General features: G+C 37.3%; 20 protein-coding genes. All 20 read left to right on the forward strand.

Annotated elements, in window-relative coordinates:
* Positions 1-170 precede the first annotated feature (170 nt).
* The 20 genes from yabG to H9655_RS20105 all read left to right on the forward strand — a co-directional run bounded on the left by yabG (position 171) and on the right by H9655_RS20105 (position 19,313).
* Positions 171-1,079, forward strand: a complete 909-nt coding sequence (yabG, locus tag H9655_RS20010; RefSeq protein ID WP_191817004.1) for a sporulation peptidase YabG — start codon at positions 171-173, stop codon at positions 1,077-1,079.
* A gap of 270 nt (positions 1,080-1,349) precedes the next feature.
* Positions 1,350-1,613 (forward strand): biofilm formation stimulator Veg, encoded by a 264-nt coding sequence (veg, locus tag H9655_RS20015; protein WP_095371290.1) that lies wholly within the window; start codon positions 1,350-1,352, stop codon positions 1,611-1,613.
* Positions 1,614-1,759: 146 nt separating this feature from the next.
* A complete protein-coding gene (locus H9655_RS20020) occupies positions 1,760-1,933 on the forward strand; it encodes a small, acid-soluble spore protein, alpha/beta type (protein WP_191817005.1) in 174 nt (57 codons plus the stop codon).
* A gap of 376 nt (positions 1,934-2,309) precedes the next feature.
* Positions 2,310-3,188 carry a 4-(cytidine 5'-diphospho)-2-C-methyl-D-erythritol kinase gene (ispE, locus tag H9655_RS20025; protein ID WP_445662508.1) on the forward strand — a complete coding sequence of 293 codons (879 nt, stop codon included), beginning with the start codon at positions 2,310-2,312 and terminating at the stop codon, positions 3,186-3,188.
* Between the two features lie 65 nt (positions 3,189-3,253).
* Positions 3,254-4,075 carry a pur operon repressor gene (purR, locus tag H9655_RS20030; protein WP_191817007.1) on the forward strand — a complete coding sequence of 274 codons (822 nt, stop codon included), beginning with the start codon at positions 3,254-3,256 and terminating at the stop codon, positions 4,073-4,075.
* A gap of 24 nt (positions 4,076-4,099) precedes the next feature.
* Entirely contained in the window at positions 4,100-4,474 is a 375-nt protein-coding gene (locus H9655_RS20035) for a RidA family protein (protein ID WP_191817008.1), read from the forward strand.
* Between the two features lie 238 nt (positions 4,475-4,712).
* Positions 4,713-5,006 (forward strand): septation regulator SpoVG, encoded by a 294-nt coding sequence (gene spoVG / locus H9655_RS20040; protein ID WP_095371285.1) that lies wholly within the window; start codon positions 4,713-4,715, stop codon positions 5,004-5,006.
* A gap of 206 nt (positions 5,007-5,212) precedes the next feature.
* Positions 5,213-6,586 (forward strand): bifunctional UDP-N-acetylglucosamine diphosphorylase/glucosamine-1-phosphate N-acetyltransferase GlmU, encoded by a 1,374-nt coding sequence (glmU, locus tag H9655_RS20045; RefSeq protein WP_191817009.1) that lies wholly within the window; start codon positions 5,213-5,215, stop codon positions 6,584-6,586.
* A 19-nt stretch (positions 6,587-6,605) separates the two neighbouring features.
* Positions 6,606-7,559, forward strand: a complete 954-nt coding sequence (locus tag H9655_RS20050) for a ribose-phosphate diphosphokinase (RefSeq protein ID WP_095371283.1) — start codon at positions 6,606-6,608, stop codon at positions 7,557-7,559.
* 148 nt (positions 7,560-7,707) lie between these two features.
* The gene (locus H9655_RS20055; RefSeq protein WP_191817010.1) at positions 7,708-8,316 is read left to right on the forward strand and encodes a 50S ribosomal protein L25/general stress protein Ctc; all 609 of its coding nucleotides are present in this window, start codon (positions 7,708-7,710) and stop codon (positions 8,314-8,316) included.
* Positions 8,317-8,391: 75 nt separating this feature from the next.
* A complete protein-coding gene (gene pth / locus H9655_RS20060; RefSeq protein ID WP_191817011.1) occupies positions 8,392-8,955 on the forward strand; it encodes an aminoacyl-tRNA hydrolase in 564 nt (187 codons plus the stop codon).
* Positions 8,956-9,029: 74 nt separating this feature from the next.
* Positions 9,030-9,260 (forward strand): anti-sigma-F factor Fin family protein, encoded by a 231-nt coding sequence (locus H9655_RS20065; protein WP_191817012.1) that lies wholly within the window; start codon positions 9,030-9,032, stop codon positions 9,258-9,260.
* Positions 9,261-9,592: 332 nt separating this feature from the next.
* The gene (gene mfd / locus H9655_RS20070; RefSeq protein WP_191817013.1) at positions 9,593-13,129 is read left to right on the forward strand and encodes a transcription-repair coupling factor; all 3,537 of its coding nucleotides are present in this window, start codon (positions 9,593-9,595) and stop codon (positions 13,127-13,129) included.
* A gap of 410 nt (positions 13,130-13,539) precedes the next feature.
* Positions 13,540-14,076 (forward strand): stage V sporulation protein T, encoded by a 537-nt coding sequence (gene spoVT / locus H9655_RS20075; RefSeq protein WP_191817014.1) that lies wholly within the window; start codon positions 13,540-13,542, stop codon positions 14,074-14,076.
* 448 nt (positions 14,077-14,524) lie between these two features.
* On the forward strand, positions 14,525-16,087 hold the full coding sequence (locus tag H9655_RS20080; RefSeq protein ID WP_225230778.1) for a putative polysaccharide biosynthesis protein: 1,563 nt from the start codon (positions 14,525-14,527) through the stop codon (positions 16,085-16,087).
* 43 nt (positions 16,088-16,130) lie between these two features.
* The gene (locus H9655_RS20085) at positions 16,131-17,573 is read left to right on the forward strand and encodes a bifunctional methyltransferase/pyrophosphohydrolase YabN (RefSeq protein WP_191817015.1); all 1,443 of its coding nucleotides are present in this window, start codon (positions 16,131-16,133) and stop codon (positions 17,571-17,573) included.
* 32 nt (positions 17,574-17,605) lie between these two features.
* A complete protein-coding gene (locus H9655_RS20090) occupies positions 17,606-17,869 on the forward strand; it encodes an RNA-binding S4 domain-containing protein (protein WP_191817016.1) in 264 nt (87 codons plus the stop codon).
* Positions 17,870-17,951: 82 nt separating this feature from the next.
* Complete coding sequence (yabP, locus tag H9655_RS20095; protein ID WP_191817017.1) at positions 17,952-18,251, forward strand: sporulation protein YabP; 300 nt, start codon at positions 17,952-17,954, stop codon at positions 18,249-18,251.
* Positions 18,248-18,880 (forward strand): spore cortex biosynthesis protein YabQ, encoded by a 633-nt coding sequence (gene yabQ / locus H9655_RS20100; RefSeq protein WP_191817018.1) that lies wholly within the window; start codon positions 18,248-18,250, stop codon positions 18,878-18,880. The genes yabP and yabQ overlap by 4 nt, the downstream gene beginning before the upstream one ends.
* Before the next feature lie 22 nt (positions 18,881-18,902).
* Positions 18,903-19,313, forward strand: coding sequence for an FtsB family cell division protein (locus H9655_RS20105; RefSeq protein ID WP_191817019.1), 411 nt, complete (start codon positions 18,903-18,905; stop codon positions 19,311-19,313).
* The last annotated feature ends 5 nt before the right edge of the window (positions 19,314-19,318 follow it).

The following is a 19,318-nucleotide window of genomic DNA, read 5'->3' on the forward strand; positions in this document are numbered from 1 at the left end:
AATGACTTTTTTTAAAAGTGTTTAGTCCGGTTTTTTATTTGGATGTTGGCATTGGCTATTTCCTTAGTTAAGGTGAAGAGGCGCTATAGAGAAGCACAGGTCCAAGCATTGGCGCATAATTTAACTAAAGAAACAGACTCAGGGAAATGGCCCAAAATGGAGTGACGACTGTGACTATAAAATTAATGGATATCGTTGGGAGGGTTTCCTATCGTTGTGATATTATGTTCCGTGTTATTGACATAAGAGAGCATGATGGGAAAAAGATGGCGGTATTATATGGAGAAGATATAAGGCTCATTGCAGATGCTCCTTATGAGGATCTTATTATCATGAGTCAGTCTGATCAGCGAAGAATTATGCAGGAATTCCGCACGCTTGAAGAACAATCTCTTGAATTATTCCGTCAAGATGTTCATCTATTGCAGGAGAAAAGAGAATATACAGTGACTGAGGGATATAGTAAAGCAGCTAATTATTTTCAATTGCCTGGGAAAGTATTACATCTTGATGGTGACCCAGGGTATTTAAAGAAATGTTTAACGGTATATGAAAAAATCGGAATTCCAGTTACTGGACTACACTTAAGTGAAAAAGATATGCCTCGTGTTATTGGGGAATTAGTGGATTATTATCGACCGGATATTTTAGTTATTACTGGTCATGACGCATATACAAAGGCAAAGGGAAGTAAGTCAGATATAGAAGCTTACCGCCACTCTAAGCATTTTGTACAAACGGTAAAAGAAGCGAGGAAGAAGGTTCCTCATTTAGACCAACTGGTCATCTTTGCTGGAGCTTGTCAATCTCACTTTGAATCCCTCATACATGCTGGAGCGAATTTTGCCAGTTCTCCATCTAGAGTAAATATTCATGCGCTAGATCCGGTTTATATTGTAAGTAAAATTAGTTTTACTCCTTATAATGAGCATATTCGTGTTTGGGATGTGTTAAGAAATACACTATCTGGGGAAAGAGGTTTAGGTGGTGTAGAAACAAAAGGTGTGCTTAGAACCGGTATGCCATTCCATTATGAGGAAGAAGAAGAGCAACCTATTGATCCGTTTGGGACATTGTAAAAGGAGTTTGCCTTTTTGGAGAAATGATAAATAAGGTTATGTTAGAGAGGCTTGCCAACGTCGGTAGGGCTTCTTTTTTATTTGGAAAAATTAGATTCTCATTTATTTTACATAATTTCCAAAAAGATGGGGAATGTTAGGGATGTAGAAAATTAGCAAAAAAAGTAGAACGAAATGTGTTGCAACTGTTTTTGTTTATTGATATAATTAATAATTTTACTTGACTTAATTGTGGTATGGTGGTATACTTTTTATAGTGAGGTGGACCGAATGGGAAAAACATTATTGGATATTAAAAAGGCACTTGATTCAAATCTTGGTAAAAGGCTCATGCTCAAGGCTAATGGCGGACGCAGAAAGACAATTGAACGGTCTGGCGTTTTAGCTGAAACGTATCCATCTGTATTTGTCATCGAGTTAGATCAAGATGAAAATGCATTTGAACGCGTATCTTACAGCTATGCGGATGTTTTAACAGAAACGGTTCAAATTACTTTCTATGAAGACACATCAGGACAAGTTGCTTTAAGCTAACCTTATATAACATCAACAAAAGCGGCAAACGAATTGCTGCTTTTTTGTGTTTTATAAAGGTTAGTACAACTACTAGTAATTACCGTTATGGAAGCATCTCTTTTGAGGAACGCTAGGAGTAGCAATGAATAAGGAGTGACTTAAGGATGAGTAGAAGAAGGCGAATCATGTCAGAAGGAATGAAAGAAGAACTCGCTAAAGAATTAGGCTTTTATGATACAGTTCAACAAGAAGGCTGGGGCGGAATTACTTCTAAAGATGCTGGCAACATGGTGAAAAGAGCAGTAGAGAAAGCCTTAGCATCCTATCGTACAAAATGAATTCATTGTGCTTTTATTAAGAAATAGAGATGAATAAACGCTATATGCTCCCCCATAAAGTAGACAAAAACTGGCTACCTATGGAGGAGTTTTTTTGTGCTTAAAAATAGAACAAGAGTTAGGTGGACGATTTTTCATTGGGCAAGCATCTACACCACAACTCCCTTAGGGTTTGGCGGGACATCATGTTTAAAACAATCCATCGAAAGGCTAATTTCTGCTTGCTTATTTATCAGTGTGAAAACGCATATTATCCCATGGCTAATGTTAAAAAATTAATCTTAATATTGAATAATATTATTGCATACGTCTTACTTTTCTTGTTTTGTGGTAAAATAGGACAAAAAATGGAGTCGTCCTGAAATTTGTAAAGTAGGTGGAGAGTTTGAAACTTTTAGTAAAGGCTCCTGCTAAAATCAATTTATCATTAGATGTCCTCGGTAAACGAGAGGATGGTTATCATGAAGTAGAAATGATTATGACAACCATTGATTTGGCAGATCGTCTTGAATTAACGTTATTGGATAAAGATGAGATTAAAATTGTTTCACATAATCGTTTTGTTCCAGATGACCATAGGAACTTAGCTTATCAGGCAGCACATTTGCTAAAGCACAGGTTTAATGTGAAGCAAGGGGTTAGTATTGCGATTGAAAAAGTGATTCCTGTTGCTGCAGGATTAGCTGGGGGAAGCAGTGACGCAGCAGCCGCGTTAAGAGGCTTAAATAAGCTGTGGCAATTAGGGTTAACGATTGATGAGTTAGCGGAAATCGGTGCAGAAATCGGCTCTGATGTATCTTTTTGCGTTTATGGAGGGACAGCCCTTGCTACAGGTAGAGGAGAGCTTATTCAAGCTTTACCAGCTCCACCAACATGCTGGGTGATTTTAGCTAAACCTTTTATTGGTGTTTCGACTGCTGAGGTGTATCGTCGCTTAAATTTACAAGGAATCGAACATCCGCAAACATTAGGAATGATGAAGGCTATTGAAAATCAGTCTTATAGTGAGGTTTGCGCACATATGTCTAATGTCCTTGAAAGTGTGACGTTGAAAATGCATCCAGAGGTTAACCAAATTAAAGAACAGATGCAGAGATTTGGTGCGGATGCAGTATTAATGAGTGGTAGTGGTCCGACTGTATTTGGTTTAGCGCAGCATGATTCTCGTATGCACCGTATTTATAATGGGCTAAGGGGATTTTGTGACCAAGTTTTTGCAGTTAGACTGCTTGGAGAACAGCATAAACTTGATTAAAGGCGTATGATAATGTAATATTATCGTTATAATATTCGGTTTTTTAATTAAAAGGAGGGCCAATCATGAAATTTCGTCGTAGTGAACGTCTAATTGATATGACACATTATCTTTTAGAGCATCCAAGACAATTGGTATCCTTAACCTTTTTCTCAGAAAGATATGGTTCAGCTAAATCATCCATTAGTGAAGATTTAGCGATAATAAAAGACACTTTTGAGCTTCGCGGAATAGGCACGTTAGAAACAGTTCCTGGGGCAGCGGGTGGCGTGAGATATCAGGTGAAGGTACGAGATGAAGAAGCGAAACCGATCATTGCTGAATTATGTGAGTTAATTGCAAGTCCTGATCGGCTCTTGCCAGGCGGTTACCTTTATATGACTGATATTTTAGGTGACCCTATGATTGTACAAAAATGCGGTAAGTTAATTGCATCGGCGTATATTAATAAAAATATTGATATGGTTATGACAGTTGCAACAAAAGGAATTGCACTTGCTTATGCAGTCGCTAATTATCTTAATGTTCCTGTTGTCATTGCCAGAAGAGATAGTAAAGTGACAGAGGGATCTACTGTCAGCATTAACTATGTATCAGGGTCTGCAAAAAGGATTCAGACGATGGTTCTTTCTAAAAGAAGTTTAGAAGAAGGTTCGAAAGTGCTTATTGTTGATGATTTTATGAAGGCTGGCGGCACAATTAATGGCATGATTAGTATGCTAGACGAATTTAAAGCTACACTAGCTGGGATTGCTGTCTTAGTAGAATCAGAAAATGCAGATGAACGTTTAGTTGATGAGTATGTATCTCTCGTGCAGTTAGCAGATGTAGATGTTAGAGAGAAACGTATTAATGTAACAGAAGGAAACTACTTCAAAAGGATTTAAGTTGGGAGAGGGAGGAAGGTTGAAATGAAAATCGTTCAAACGAATGAAGCTCCAGCGGCTATTGGACCGTATTCTCAAGGTATTGTTGTAAATAATATGTTTTATAGCTCGGGACAAATACCATTAACCAAAGATGGTGTGATGGTAGATGGTGATGTAAAGGATCAAACCCATCAAGTATTTAAAAATTTACAAGCAGTATTACAAGAAGCAGGTGCATCACTTGAAACAGTCATCAAGACAACCGTCTTCATCCAAGATATGAACGACTTTGCGACTGTGAATGAAGTTTATGGAGAGTATTTCAATAACCATCAACCCGCTCGCTCTTGTGTAGAGGTAGCAAAATTGCCAAAAGAAGCAAAAATTGAAATAGAAGTAATCGCACTTGTGAAGTAAATCTCGTGTGACAACATACACCATTCTAAAAAAAGGATGGTGTATTTTTTATGAGGAAAAAAGTAACTATCACTCAATAGATACAGTAAAAGAAGTATGATATTTGGAAGAATTTTAATGAGAGTCATCCATTTGTCCTAAAATTACGAAATATTTTTTCTAATTAAGAAGGAGTTTGAAATTATATGTGGAATTGTAAGTAAAGGATTTTATCTACTGGGAAAAGGTGGTGAACAGAATGGAAGTAACTGACGTAAGATTACGCCGCGTTAATACGGATGGCCGCATGAGGGCGATTGCATCTATTACTTTGGATCAGGAATTTGTCGTTCATGATATTCGTGTCATTGATGGTAATAACGGCTTATTTGTAGCGATGCCAAGTAAACGTACTCCGGATGGAGAGTTTAGAGATATTGCTCATCCGATTAATTCCGGGACTCGCGGTAAAATCCAGGAAGCAGTATTAGCAGAGTACCATCGTTTAGGAGAATTAGAGGAAGTAGAATTTGAAGAAGCGGGTGCTTCGTAAAAAAATAGACATGCAATAGGAGTTCATACATCTAAGGTATGGGCTCTTTTTTGTGTATAAATTATTTTAAGCATAAGGGTGGGTTTAGACGTGTAAAAAAGTCATTCTAATTGACAAAAATATGTACTTTCCTTTCATTCCTTGAAATCATATGCTATTTAGGATATATTTTTTAATGGATAAAAAGGTTAATTGGAGGACTTTAAATGTCTAATCGATATGCGGTCATTTTAGCTGCTGGTCAGGGTACACGGATGAAATCTAAGCTATATAAAGTGCTACACCCTGTTTGTGGAAAACCAATGGTTCAGCATGTCTTTGATCAAGTATCTTCACTTGATATAAAAGATATTGTTACTGTCATTGGTCATGGAGCAGATCTAGTTCAATCACAGCTGGGAGAAGCGAGTGAATACCGTTTGCAGGAAGAACAGCTTGGTACGGCGCATGCCGTTATTCAAGCGAAAGATTTGTTGCAGGATAAAGAAGGTGTCACGCTTGTTATATGCGGAGATACACCATTGATCAAAGCAGAAACAATGGAAGCGTTATTTAAACATCATGAAGAACAATCTGCGAAAGCAACTATTTTAACAGCACATACTGGTCAGCCGACAGGTTATGGTCGTGTAGTGAGGAATTCTGCTGGTCATGTAGAGAAAATTGTTGAGCATAAGGATGCGTCAGAAGAAGAAAGATTGATAGAAGAAATCAACACGGGGACTTATTGTTTCGATAACCAAGCTTTATTCCAAGCGCTATCACAAGTATCTAATGATAACGCCCAAGGTGAATATTATTTACCTGATGTCATTGAAATCTTAAAAGCCCAAGGTGAAATCGTTACAGCGTATCAAACACCTGACTTCGAGGAAACATTAGGAGTAAATGATCGGGTGGCGTTATCACAAGCTGAGATGTATTTAAAGAAACGTATCAACGAACGTCATATGAAAAATGGTGTAACAATTGTTGACCCATTAAATACTTATATCGGTGTCGATGTCGAAATTGGTTCAGATACAATTATTTACCCTGGTACTATGTTGATGGGTCATACCATTATTGGTGAGGATTGTGAAATTGGCCCTTCTACTCAGATTGAAAACTGTCAAGTTGGCAGAGAAACGGTCATAAAGCAATCAGTGGCACATGATAGTGAAATTGGTGCGGCAGTAAAGATTGGTCCCTTTGCCCATATTAGACCACAATCGCAAATTGATGACGAAGTTAAAATTGGCAACTTTGTAGAAATAAAGAAAGCAAAGTTTGGCAAGGGTAGTAAAGCTTCACATTTAAGCTATATTGGTGATGCTGAGGTCGGAAAAGACGTTAATTTAGGCTGTGGTTCAATAACAGTTAACTACGATGGAAAGAATAAATATTTAACAAAGATAGAAGACGGTGTATTTGTTGGGTGTAACTCAAACTTGGTTGCCCCAGTTACAATTGGTGAAGGTGCTTATATTGCAGCTGGATCTACGATTACAGATGATGTACCAGGCAATGCCCTATCTATCGCCCGTGCTCGTCAAGTAAACAAAGAAAATTATGTAGATCAATTAAATCAAAAGAAATAAAAATTTATGGAGGCGCATCATGTCAAACCAGTATTTAGATCCCAATTTAAAAGTATTCACTTTGAATTCAAATAAAGGACTTGCCAGTGAAATTGCTAAATTTATCGGTGTAGAATTAGGTAAATGTTCGGTTACGCGTTTTAGCGATGGTGAAATCCAAATTAATATCGAAGAAAGTATTCGTGGTTGTGATGTGTATGTAATCCAATCAACTAGTAATCCAGTAAATGAGCATTTAATGGAATTATTAATTATGATTGATGCCTTAAAACGAGCATCTGCTAAAACAATCAATATCGTTATGCCTTATTACGGATATGCTCGTCAAGACCGTAAAGCACGTGCGCGTGAACCGATTACTGCGAAACTTGCTGCCAATTTATTAGAAACAGCTGGCGCAACACGTGTGATTACGCTCGACTTACACGCTCCACAAATTCAAGGATTCTTTGATATTCCAATCGATCACTTAATGGGTGTACCGATTCTATCTGAATACTTTAAGAACAAGGTAGAGGGAGATATTGTTGTTGTCTCACCTGACCATGGTGGTGTAACAAGAGCACGTAAGATGGCAGATCAATTAAAAGCTCCAATTGCCATCATTGATAAGCGCCGTCCTAGACCAAATGTGGCAGAAGTAATGAATATTGTTGGTAATATTGAAGGGAAAATCGCTATTCTTATTGATGATATTATCGATACGGCTGGTACAATCACTTTGGCTGCCAATGCACTTGTCGAAAATGGAGCTGCAGAAGTGTATGCTTGCTGTACACACCCTGTTTTATCCGGACCGGCAATTGATCGTATTGAAAACTCACAAATTAAAGAGCTAGTAGTAACTAACTCTATTGTTCTTGATGAAGAGAAGAAAACAGGAAAAATCGTCGAGCTATCTGTGGCATCTCTTATCGGAGAAGCAATTATTCGTGTCCACGAAGAGCAATCTGTAAGCGTGTTGTTCGATTAATCAATTCTGAAGCCTGCCATCTCTTGAATCATCATATCTAGTTAGATTATGGGCATTTTGCTTACAAAAAAGTTGAGCGATGTTTATCTTTCAGTTAATTAGGGAATCTTTAAAGAATAAGCCTTAAATTATGAAAGGGGACGTTAGAATGACTGTTTTAGAAGCGAAGGAAAGAAAAGAGTTTCGTCACTCATTTTTAACTAAAATTCGTGCAGATGGTAATGTTCCAGCAATTGTTTATGGCACGAAGATGGAGAGTAAGCCAATCTTTTTTACTGAGGCAGATTTTATTAAAACGATTAGAGAAGTCGGTAGAAATGGTGTCTTCTCAGTCAATATAGATGGTGAAAAAGTAGATGTTGTCTTAACGGAGTATCAAGCTGATCCACTAAAAAATACAGTTGTACATGCGGATTTATTATCTGTAGATAAATCTACACAAATTACTGCAGAAGTGACTGTAAATACGGTCGGTGAGTCACCAGGTGTTAAAGAAGGTGGCGTTTTGCAACAAGCACTACATGAGATTACAGTCACAGGTACACCTGGCAATATCCCGCAATCAATTGATGTGGATATTTCTAAATTAGAGATAAACGATGTTGTCACTATTGAAGATTTAAAAGGTGCTTCCTCGTATGAAATTGAACATGATGCCGAAGAGACCATTCTTTCTGTTCTCCCTCCTCGTGTGGAAGAAGAACCACAAGAAGAGGAAGTTAAGGAAGAACCAGAAGTGATAAACGAAAAAGAATAATATCAATCTGAGGTGGGGACTGACCAGAGCACCAATGGGTCAGTCCTTATTTGAGGTAAGGGGGAAGTGTGCTTAGTGAAACTATTTGTAGGATTAGGTAATCCAGGCAAGCCCTATGATCATACTAGACATAATATTGGATTTGATGTGATCGATGAATTATCTAAAAAGTGGGATATTCCGCTTGATCAATCAAAGTTTAAAGGATTGTATGGTGCTGGATTTGTAAAAGGAGAAAAGGTTTTTTTATTAAAACCACTTACATATATGAATTTATCCGGAGAATCCATTAGACCACTGATGGATTATTTTCAAATCGAGATAGAAGATATTGTCGTCATTTATGATGATTTAGACTTGCCGGTTGGAAAGATTCGCTTGCGACAAAAAGGAAGTGCTGGAGGACATAACGGGATTAAATCAACGATTGCCCATATCGGTACACAAGAATTCAACCGCATGCGAGTGGGAATAGACCGCCCACCTCAAGGAATGAAAGTCCCCGATTATGTACTTGGTAAGTTTACTGAGGAAGAAATGAACGAAATGAGAACAGTCATTAATAAATGTACTGATGCGTGTGAAGAATGGTTAAATATACCTTTCCTTCAAGTTATGAATGTATATAATCAATCATGATATAATGATGTGCATAACCTTCCAATAAAACGTCAATAATAATGACAATTGATGGATAAAGGGAAGTGTTATTGTTGGCTATTCATTACTCATGCCGCCATTGTGGGGTATCTTTAGGGACTGTCGATAAACAAACGGTTCAAGCAGAGCAATTAGGCTTTCATAAATTAAATGAAGAAGAAAGACATGAAATGATTCAGTATGACCATTCGGGAAACGTTTATGTGAAGGCAATTTGTGAGGATTGCCATGAATCACTAGAGCGTAATCCAGACTACTATCAGCAAGACTTTCTTATTCATTAAAGCTTTGGAGTTCTTTCCAAAGCATTTTTCTGTTTCTTTATACTACTTTTCGATAGATAGGAAAAAAGTTTAGTACGATAATAGAGGGACTTTTATTATTTAAATCGAATATTATATAAAGTTAACAACCATTGTTTGAAAAAACTCGCATGATTTATACGCTATGTGAGTATAAACATGTAAGTAAGAAAAATTAGGCTTCCTAACCTATATGAGGTTTAGGGAGCTTAAAGTGCTTTAAAAAAGTATTTAAAAAGAAGAGCAAATAGGGGAGTAGTAGCTTTCTCTGGTTGAGGGAGAGATGTTGCTTTTTGTAATAGGAGGATTACTGCATGTTAGGGCTTAAAAAAATATTTTCACAACAGGATGAGGTCTTGTCTGTACTATCAGGCATAGATGAAGGGTTAAATGAACAAATGGTGGCAGGTTTAACGGGTTCAGCCAGAACGCTTTTTCTGGCGGCAGTATATGAACAATCTAAACGCCCCTTACTTGTGACAACCCACAATTTATTGCAAGCTCAAAAATTATATGATGATTTAACACAACTTCTCGGAGAAGAGCAAGTATTCTTGTATCCTGCAAATGAGTTAATTGCAGCTGAATTAAGTATATCTAGCCCAGAATTAAAAGGGCAAAGAATTGAAACTCTCAACCATATGATGTCAGCAAATAATGGTGTCATGATTGTGCCAATGGCAGGATTAAAGAAGGTCCTCCCACCTAAAGAGTTGTGGAGTAAACTTCAGTTAACGTTAAAAGTGGGCGATGAGCTAACCGAACAACAATTAAATCAGTTTATCCAAATGGGCTACAGTCGAGTGGAGATGGTTTCCTCACCAGGTGAATTTAGTGTTCGTGGTGGTATTATCGATATATATCCGTTAACAGAGTCAGACCCTATTAGGATTGAATTATTCGATACAGAAGTTGATTCTATCCGCTTCTTTTCTTTAGAAGATCAACGTTCAAAGTCAAAGGTTGATCGTGTGTTAATAGGGCCAGCTACGGAAACACCAATGGAAGGGGAACATTTTGAGCGGCTTATTCATGCTTTAGAGTCAGGGTTGGGTAAAAGCTTAAAAAAATTAAAAAATGACCAAGCCAAACAAAGCCTTACACAAAATATCGGTTATGAACTAGAACAATTAAAGACTGGTACCAAGCCAGAACAATTATATAAATATTTATCTCTTGCCTATGAGGGAGGCAGTAGTTTAGTAGACTATCTTCCCGCGAATGGATTGATTTTTGTAGATGAAGTCAGTCGTGTACAAGAAATGAATGATTCGCTAGATAAAGAAGAAGCAGAGTGGTACACGAACCTACTTGAAGAAGGACAGATTATTCATGACGTTGTCACTTCTCATTCTTTAAAAGAATTAATGTATTCAAAGAAAAACCCGATTGTTTATATGTCATTATTTTTACGACATGTACCGAATACAAATCCGCAAAATATTATCAATATCTCCTGTAAGCCGATGCAAAATTTTCATGGGCAAATGCATGTGCTTAAAACAGAGGTCGATCGTTGGAAAAAAGGTAATTATGCGATTGTTTTTCTTGCTGTAGATGAAGAACGGGTTCATAAATTGCAGAATGTGTTAGAGGACTATGATATTGAATCCGCTATCATCAAGCAGGACTCTCTCCTTGCACAAGGAAGAATTCAGATTTTAGAAGGGGCAATTCAAACAGGATTTGAGCTTAATAATCAACGGATTGCTGTGATTACAGAAGAAGAGCTATTTAATCATAAAACAAGAAAGAAACAGAGAAGACAAAAACTTTCCAATGCAGAAAGAATTAAAAGCTATTCTGAATTAAAGATTGGTGATTACGTTGTTCATGTTAACCACGGTATTGGGAAGTACTTAGGAATTGAAACGTTAGAGATTAATGGTGTCCATAAAGATTATTTGAATATTCGCTATCAAGGCAGTGATCAACTGTATGTTCCTGTTGAACAAATTGACCTTGTACAAAAATATGTAGGGTCTGAATCAAAAGAACCGAAGATTTATAAACTTGGCGGTAACGATTGGAAGAAGGTAAAGAAAAAAGTCCAATCCTCTGTTGAAGATATCGCGGATGATCTTATTAAATTATATGCCGAAAGAGAAGCATCTAAAGGATACGCTTTTAGTCCTGATAGTGATATGCAGCGAGAGTTTGAATCTGCTTTCCCATATCAAGAAACAGAAGATCAAATTCATTCCATCAATGAGATTAAAAAAGATATGGAAAGAGAAAGGCCAATGGACCGTTTGCTTTGTGGGGACGTGGGTTATGGAAAAACAGAAGTGGCAATACGAGCGATTTTCAAAGCAGTGGCTGATGGTAAGCAAGTTGCTTTTCTTGTGCCGACAACGATCCTTGCCCAACAGCATTATGAAACGATGCTAGAGCGATTCCAAGACTACCCTGTGAAAATCGGTATGTTGAGTCGATTCCGTACGAAAAAACAACAAACTGAAACGATTAAAGGATTAAAAGCGGGGACAGTCGATGTGGTCGTAGGTACACACCGTATTCTTTCTAAGGATTTGACTTATCGAGATCTTGGTTTGTTGATTATAGATGAAGAACAAAGGTTTGGTGTGACGCATAAAGAGAAAATCAAGAAATTAAAAACTAATGTTGATGTTTTAACATTAACTGCGACACCAATTCCACGTACATTGCATATGTCCATGCTGGGTGTTCGGGACTTATCAGTTATTGAGACACCACCTGAAAATCGTTTTCCTGTACAAACATATGTGATGGAATATAACGGTGTATTGGTGAGGGAAGCAATCGAGCGAGAATTAGCACGCGGTGGTCAAGTCTATTTCCTTTATAATCGCGTAGAGGATATTGAGCGTAAAGCAGAGGAAATCTCTATGATTGTTCCTGATGCAAGGGTCGCTTATGCGCATGGTCAAATGACAGAGAATGAATTAGAAAGCGTCATGCTTGGTTTCTTCGACGGGGAATATGATGTCTTAGTAAGTACAACGATCATAGAGACTGGTGTAGATATACCAAATGTAAATACATTAATTGTGCATGACGCTGACCGCATGGGCTTATCACAGTTGTATCAATTGCGAGGTAGGGTAGGTAGGTCTAACCGTGTGGCTTATGCGTACTTTACTTATCGTAAAGATAAAGTCCTTACAGAAGTGGCAGAGAAACGTCTGCAGGCGATTAAGGAATTTACGGAGCTTGGCTCTGGATTTAAAATTGCCATGCGAGATTTAACGATTCGAGGTGCAGGTAATTTACTTGGAGCGGAGCAACATGGCTTTATTGATTCTGTTGGGTTTGATCTATATTCACAAATGTTAAAAGAAGCAATTGAAGAGAGAAAAGAATCCATGGGCGGTGAGCCGAGAAAAGAACCAATGGAAATTGATTTGGAAATTGATGCTTATATTCCAGATGCATTTATTTCTGATGGGCATCAAAAAATTGAAATGTATAAACGCTTCCGAGGGATTACGAGTCTAGAGGATATTGATGAATTGAAAGATGAGATGGTTGACCGCTTCGGTGATTATCCGGAAGAAGTCGCGTATTTATTTAAAATTGCTGAAATGAAAGTATATGGTGAAGTGGCTGGAGTCGAACTAGTGAAGCAATCAAAAGATGAAGTGCTTGTCCTTTTATCTGAGCAAGGTAGTGTGGAAGCTGATGGGCAAAAAGTATTCAAGCTTAGCAATCAATTTGGCCGTATGATTGGGCTTGGTATGGATGGGAAAAAACTAAAAGCCGTTCTCCATATAAAAGGAATTGCCACGAAAGAATGGTTAGAAAACGCGTTTACCTTTATGAAAGGATTACAAGATACAAAGAAGGTTCCTGAAAAAACCGCCAAGTAACAGTAGAAAAATATTGGTAATTTTATTGTAAGAGTGGCAATGTTTGATTGAGTAAGGACAAGGGTATTTCAAGGATAGAGCAAATAAATGGAATGTTTATCCCTTTCTGGAATGAATCACACCTAAAAGAAAAAATAGTTGGACGTGTATATAACTTTCCTTATGAAAGATACTAAGTTCAAACATGGCGATGCATTCATGATATCTTCCTTATGAATCATAGCTATTTTGAAAAGTAAAAGCTGTATTTTTAACCGAATATCATCTGTAAAGGGAAATATTTATCATTAGTGAAGGAATAAATGGGAAGAATTCTCGTTGTATCGTCCTAATGGCCATGTATCGGTTAGAGTTAAGCGGCTTTTTCTTTTCAGTAATTTAATCATCAGATGAAAGTGAGGCAACGTTGAATGAAAGCAACAGGTATTGTTCGTCGTATTGATGATTTGGGTCGTGTCGTCATTCCTAAAGAAATCCGGAGAACTTTAAGAATCCGTGAAGGAGATCCACTTGAGATTTTTGTAGACCGCGATGGAGAGGTGATTTTAAAGAAATACTCACCAATCTCTGAGCTTAGTGACTTCGCAAAAGAATATGCAGAAGCATTATATGATAGCTTAGGAAATCCGGTCTTAATTTGCGATAGAGATACATATATCGCTGTTGCAGGAGGCTCTAAGAAGGATTACTTAAATAAGAGTATTAGTGATCTAGTAGAGAAGACAATGGAGGATCGTAGCTCTGTTCTTGTGACCCAATCAAGCGAAATTTCATTTGTAGACAATCATACAGAATCCGTCGCATCTTACACAATAGGACCAATAGTAGCCAATGGCGATCCAATTGGCGCCGTCGTAATCCTTGCGAAAGATGACACCATTGGTGCAGTTGAACAAAAATCCGTTGAAACCGCAGCTGGATTTTTAGCGAGACAAATGGAATCATAGTATAAAGGTAATATGAGCTAGGATTTTATTCCGGCTTCATCTAAGTGCGAACAATCACATTCTTAATGATGATTGTTCGTTTTATTTTTGTGTAGATATTGTAACGATGAAAACGAACTCAATGAAATTTGTTTGGATGATGGGAGCATTCAATCAAAGGAACCCGATTATGAAGAAATTAATGACGCTTATGTGTTCACTTATCCTGAAAAAGTTGATACATACAAGTAGGAATTGATTAAACAAGAGGAGAAATCATAGACAAGCATCCAGTTACCGCAAAACTTCAACTCAAATATTTAAAATGCCTCCTTCAGGCAAGGAGCGGTGAGACAAATAACCATAAATGAATATGCTATAATACATTTCGAAGTTCATAGTTAAGCGGTATCGTCGTGCTTATAGGGGGAGATATCTTCTGGATACCAATCAAACTTCTACGAGTATAATGAAAGGTGCGGTTATTTTGACTGTGGCAGGAATGATTGTCAAACTGTTAAGCGCGGTTTATCGCATTCCTTTCCAAAACATAGTAGGAGATATCGGTTTTTATATTTATCAACAAGTATACCCTTTTTATGGGATCTTTCTTGTATTAGCCACAACAGGTTTTCCAGTTGTGATTTCAAAACTATATATTGAGCAAAGAACAAAGAATGGTGAGGAAGGTGGACGGCGATTATTAAAAGTCGCCGGATTATTGTTATCAATGATCGCTGTTTTATGTTGCTTCGCAATGTATTTTAGTGCGGATGCCTTAGCTCACTATATGAACGATCCTCAATTGGCTGATTCCTTGCGTATTGTTGCTATTAGTTTTTTAATTTTACCACTGGTATCAGTGCTTAGAGGCTTTTTTCAAGGAAAAGGAAATATGATGCCAACAGCTGTTTCTCAAGTGAGTGAGCAACTTATAAGAGTGCTGTTTATTTTGCTTTATGCCTATATACTCACTAAGATGGGTGCTTCGATTTATTCTGTTAGCGGTGGCGTTTACTATGGTGTCATTTTAGCCTCTTTGGCAGCTTTTGCAATCTTGCTATTCTATTTTATTAAAGAAATAAAAAGAGAACCAAGAATGAGACAGAAGCACAAGCCTGTGAGCTCGTTTTTCCAGCTGTCTAAAGAGATTATTGTCCAAAGCTTTGCTATTTGTGTAAGTAGTTTATTACTCATTTTTATCCAGTTAGCAGATGCCCTCAATCTTTATGCATTATTGACGACATCAGGTTTTTCTGAGATTGAAGCGAAAACATTAAAGGGTGTATATGACAGAGGCCAGCCACTTATTCAATTAGGTTCTGTTGTTGCTACTTCGATGAGTTTATCACTTGTACCTATTCTTACATACGTAAAAATGAAGCAACCTCAGCTTCTCAATGAAAAAATCCAATTGGTCATAAGGGTGAGCCTTCTATTTGGCGTTGGCGCTTCAGTAGGGCTTTGGACGATTGTGAGACAAACAAATGTCATGCTATTTGAAAATGATAAAGGTTCAGCCGTTTTAGGGTTACTTTCTTTTGTTATTTTACTAAGTTCCCTTGTCATTACCTTGGCAGCAGTTCATCAAGGCTTAGGAAATAGCTTTTTTCCAGCGTGGACGATTCTAATCGGAGTGGGACTGAAGTACTTTCTGAATCGCTTATTTGTACCACATGATGGCATTTATGGGGCTGTGTACGCGACATACATTGCGTTAGCGTTGATGGTAATTGCTTTGCTGTTTCGGTTAAAATGGAACCAAAGTGTCAAACTCATTTCTGTACATGTGTTATTGACGATCCTTAGTTCTGCTATTATGATGGCGATTCTTTTAAATTTGTATCTCTCTGTTACGGAACTCTCATTCATGAGTGGACGAGTACTTGCTACCTTTCAAGCGTTAACTGGCGCCGCTCTCGGTGCAATTCTTTATTTGTTTCTTACGATTCGCAGCAACATATTTACAGCAGCAGAGTTACGTCAGTTACCTTTCGGAGAAAAGCTTCTCCATTTTATGAAAAGAAGATGAAAACAACCGACACAAAAAGTAAAATAAAGGAGAATTATTTATAATGAAGGTAACAATTATTGGCCTTGGAGCAGGAGATCTTAATCAACTGCCACTAGGAGTATATAAGCTATTAACCAGTGTGGATAAAGTCTATTTAAGAACAAAAGAACATCCTGTGGTAACAGCCTTAATAGCCGAAGGGGTGCAATTTGAATCCTTTGATACGATCTATGAATCACATGATCAATTTGCAGAGGTGTACGAAGAAATAAGCACACTTTTATTAGAAAAAGGAAAAGTAGAAAACATTGTTTATGCTGTGCCAGGACACCCGCTTGTAGCAGAAAAAACGGTGCAATTACTCATTGAAAGAGCGGATGAGTATGAAGTGACTTTAGACTTTAAGGGTGGACAAAGTTTTCTAGATAGCATGTTCCAAGCGTTAAGGGTTGATCCAGTTGAAGGTTTTTCACTACTAGATGGTACGGACTTAAAGGGAAGTGAACTTGTTCTTACGCAACATATGATTATCGGACAAGTGTATGATGCATTTATTGCATCTGAAGTGAAGTTAACGTTAATGGACTATTTACCGGATGATTATTTAGTGAAAATTGTAACAGCAGCCGGAAGTAGTGAAGAAGTGATCAAGGAAGTACCACTTTATGAACTAGACCATGATTTAGCTTTAACTAATTTAACATCTGTTTATGTTCCTCCTGTTACGGATGAAGAGATTCTTTACCCAACATTCCCTAAACTAAAAGAAATCATTGCTACCTTAAGAGGTCCAAATGGATGTCCGTGGGATAAGAAACAAACCCATCAATCTTTGAAGAAGTATTTAATCGAGGAAGCGTATGAATTAATTGAAGCGATCGAAGAAGATGATATTGATCATATGATTGAAGAGCTCGGGGATGTATTATTGCAAGTGATGCTGCATGCGCAGATAGGAGAAGATGAAGGGTACTTCTCGATACATGATATAATAGATGGTCTATCTAAAAAGATGGTTTTTAGACATCCACATGTGTTTGGTGAAAAAGCAGCAGAGGATGTAAATGAAGCGTTACGTAACTGGGATGAAATGAAACAACAAGAAAAAGGCGAAAAAACATTGTCGTTATTGGAGGGTGTTCCAAAGTCATATCCAGCCATATTGCGGGCAGAAGAATTACAAAAACGTGCTGCAAAGGTCGGTTTCGATTGGGAAAACACCCAACCCATGTGGGATAAGGTGTTTGAAGAGATTAAAGAATTCCAATTGGAAGCCGAGAATAATAATGACAATCGTATAATAGAATTTGGTGATATAATATTTGCATTTATCAATATTGCTCGGTATTATCAAATCAACCCAGAAGAAGCATTAAATCGAACCAATACGAAATTTACGAATCGGTTTTCATATATAGAGAAAAATCTAGGTAAGAATCTAGAAGAGGCGAGCCTGGAGGAAATGGATCGTTTTTGGGAAGAAGCGAAGAAAAAAGGTTACTAAATGAACTTTTAAGGGTAAAAGGAAGTGAAAGTATGCGATTAGATAAATTTCTAAAAGTATCTAGATTAATAAAAAGACGTACATTGGCAAAGGAAGTCTCTGACCAAGGGCGTATTGCTATAAATGGATTAGAAGCGAAGGCAAGTACCAATGTAAAAGTTGGTGATGAATTATCGATTCGATTTGGGCAAAAAGTGACAAAGGTACGAATAGATAAAATTCAGGAAACAACAAGAAAAGATGATGCAGCAGAAATGTACACGATTTTAAGTGAAGAAAGAATGAATCAAGAATAAATAACTGGCGCTTGTTCTAATCCCTGCGCAATCTTCATACATATGTATTAAAGGATTGTACTATGGATTGTGAGGGATAGAGATGAGCCAATACCATGAGAACTCGAGTAAACCAACTGCTTCTGATCATGATGTGATCATGCGTGGCAGAAGACTGCTAGATATTACGGGAGTGAAGCAGGTAGAAAGCTTTGATAATGAAGAGTTTTTATTAGAAACTGTCATGGGTTTTTTAGCGATCAAAGGGCAAAATCTACAAATGAAGAATTTAGATGTGGATAAAGGAATTGTCTCCATCAAAGGGAAAATCTTCGACCTAGTCTATTTAGATGATCAACATGGAGAAAAAGCTAAAGGGCTCTTTAGCAAGTTATTCCGATGACGCTATCGGTCCAATTTATGACGATGCTCTCCATGATCGGGATGGGTTCCCTTTTTGGCGCGAGCTTTGATACGTATCAGCGCTTTCTCAAACGGCCAGTAAGAAAGAGTTGGGTTGTCTTTGTAAACGACATCCTTTTTTGGCTATTACAAGGACTAGCTGTTTTTTATATTTTGTTCCTTGTCAATGAAGGAGAGTTAAGATTCTACATCTTTTTAGCTTTGCTTTGCGGTTTTGCAGCCTATCAAGCGTTAATGAAGAATATTTACCTAAAGCTATTAGAGATAGTCATTTCTACGATTATTTCTAGTTATTACTTTATTGTGAAGGTCATTCGCCTATTAATCATTCGACCGGTTCAGTTTTTTTTCACTACGTTAATAGGGCTCTTGATATTAGTGGGCAAATTTCTTCTGCTACTGATAAAATGGACAAGTAATCTGCTACTTTTCATTTTAAAAGTACTATTATCACCAGTAAGGTGGATATTTCGACTTCTTATTCGTATGTTACCAGAGCCTTTTAAAAAATCAGTCGATAAGTTCTATGATAAATTAAGAGGATATTTCCAAAAAGGGAAAGAATATGTTAAGAAACTAGCGGAAAAGTGGAAGAAGAAGAAAGAATAACTTAGAAGGGGGAGATAGTTGTATGAGTGCCAACAAGAATAAAAATGTAGCCAAGATCCATTCAAGCTATATTGAACAACAGGAAGCCAATAAAATCAGTTCTCAAAGGAGAAAGAAGCTTCTCTATCGTAGACTGACTGTCTTTTTTGTATTTGTTGCTGTGGTTTCAGTGTTTATGATTACGACTATCGTATCCCAATCTGCTGCCCTAGATGAAAAGAAAGAAGAAAAGGTAAAACTTGCTCAACAATTGAAAGAACTAGAACAGTCGGAAAAGGCCTTGAATGAAGAGATTGTTAGGTTACATGATGAAGAGTATTTGGAAAAACTTGCTAGGAGGGATTATTATCTTTCTGAACAAGGTGAAATCATCTTCAAAATGCCGGATGAAACCGATGAAAAAGAAAAAAAAGAAAATGAGTCAGCTCAATGAGAAGT

This window comes from Cytobacillus stercorigallinarum (assembly GCF_014836495.1).
In the GTDB taxonomy this organism is placed as follows: Bacteria; Bacillota; Bacilli; order Bacillales; family Cytobacillaceae; genus Cytobacillus; species Cytobacillus stercorigallinarum.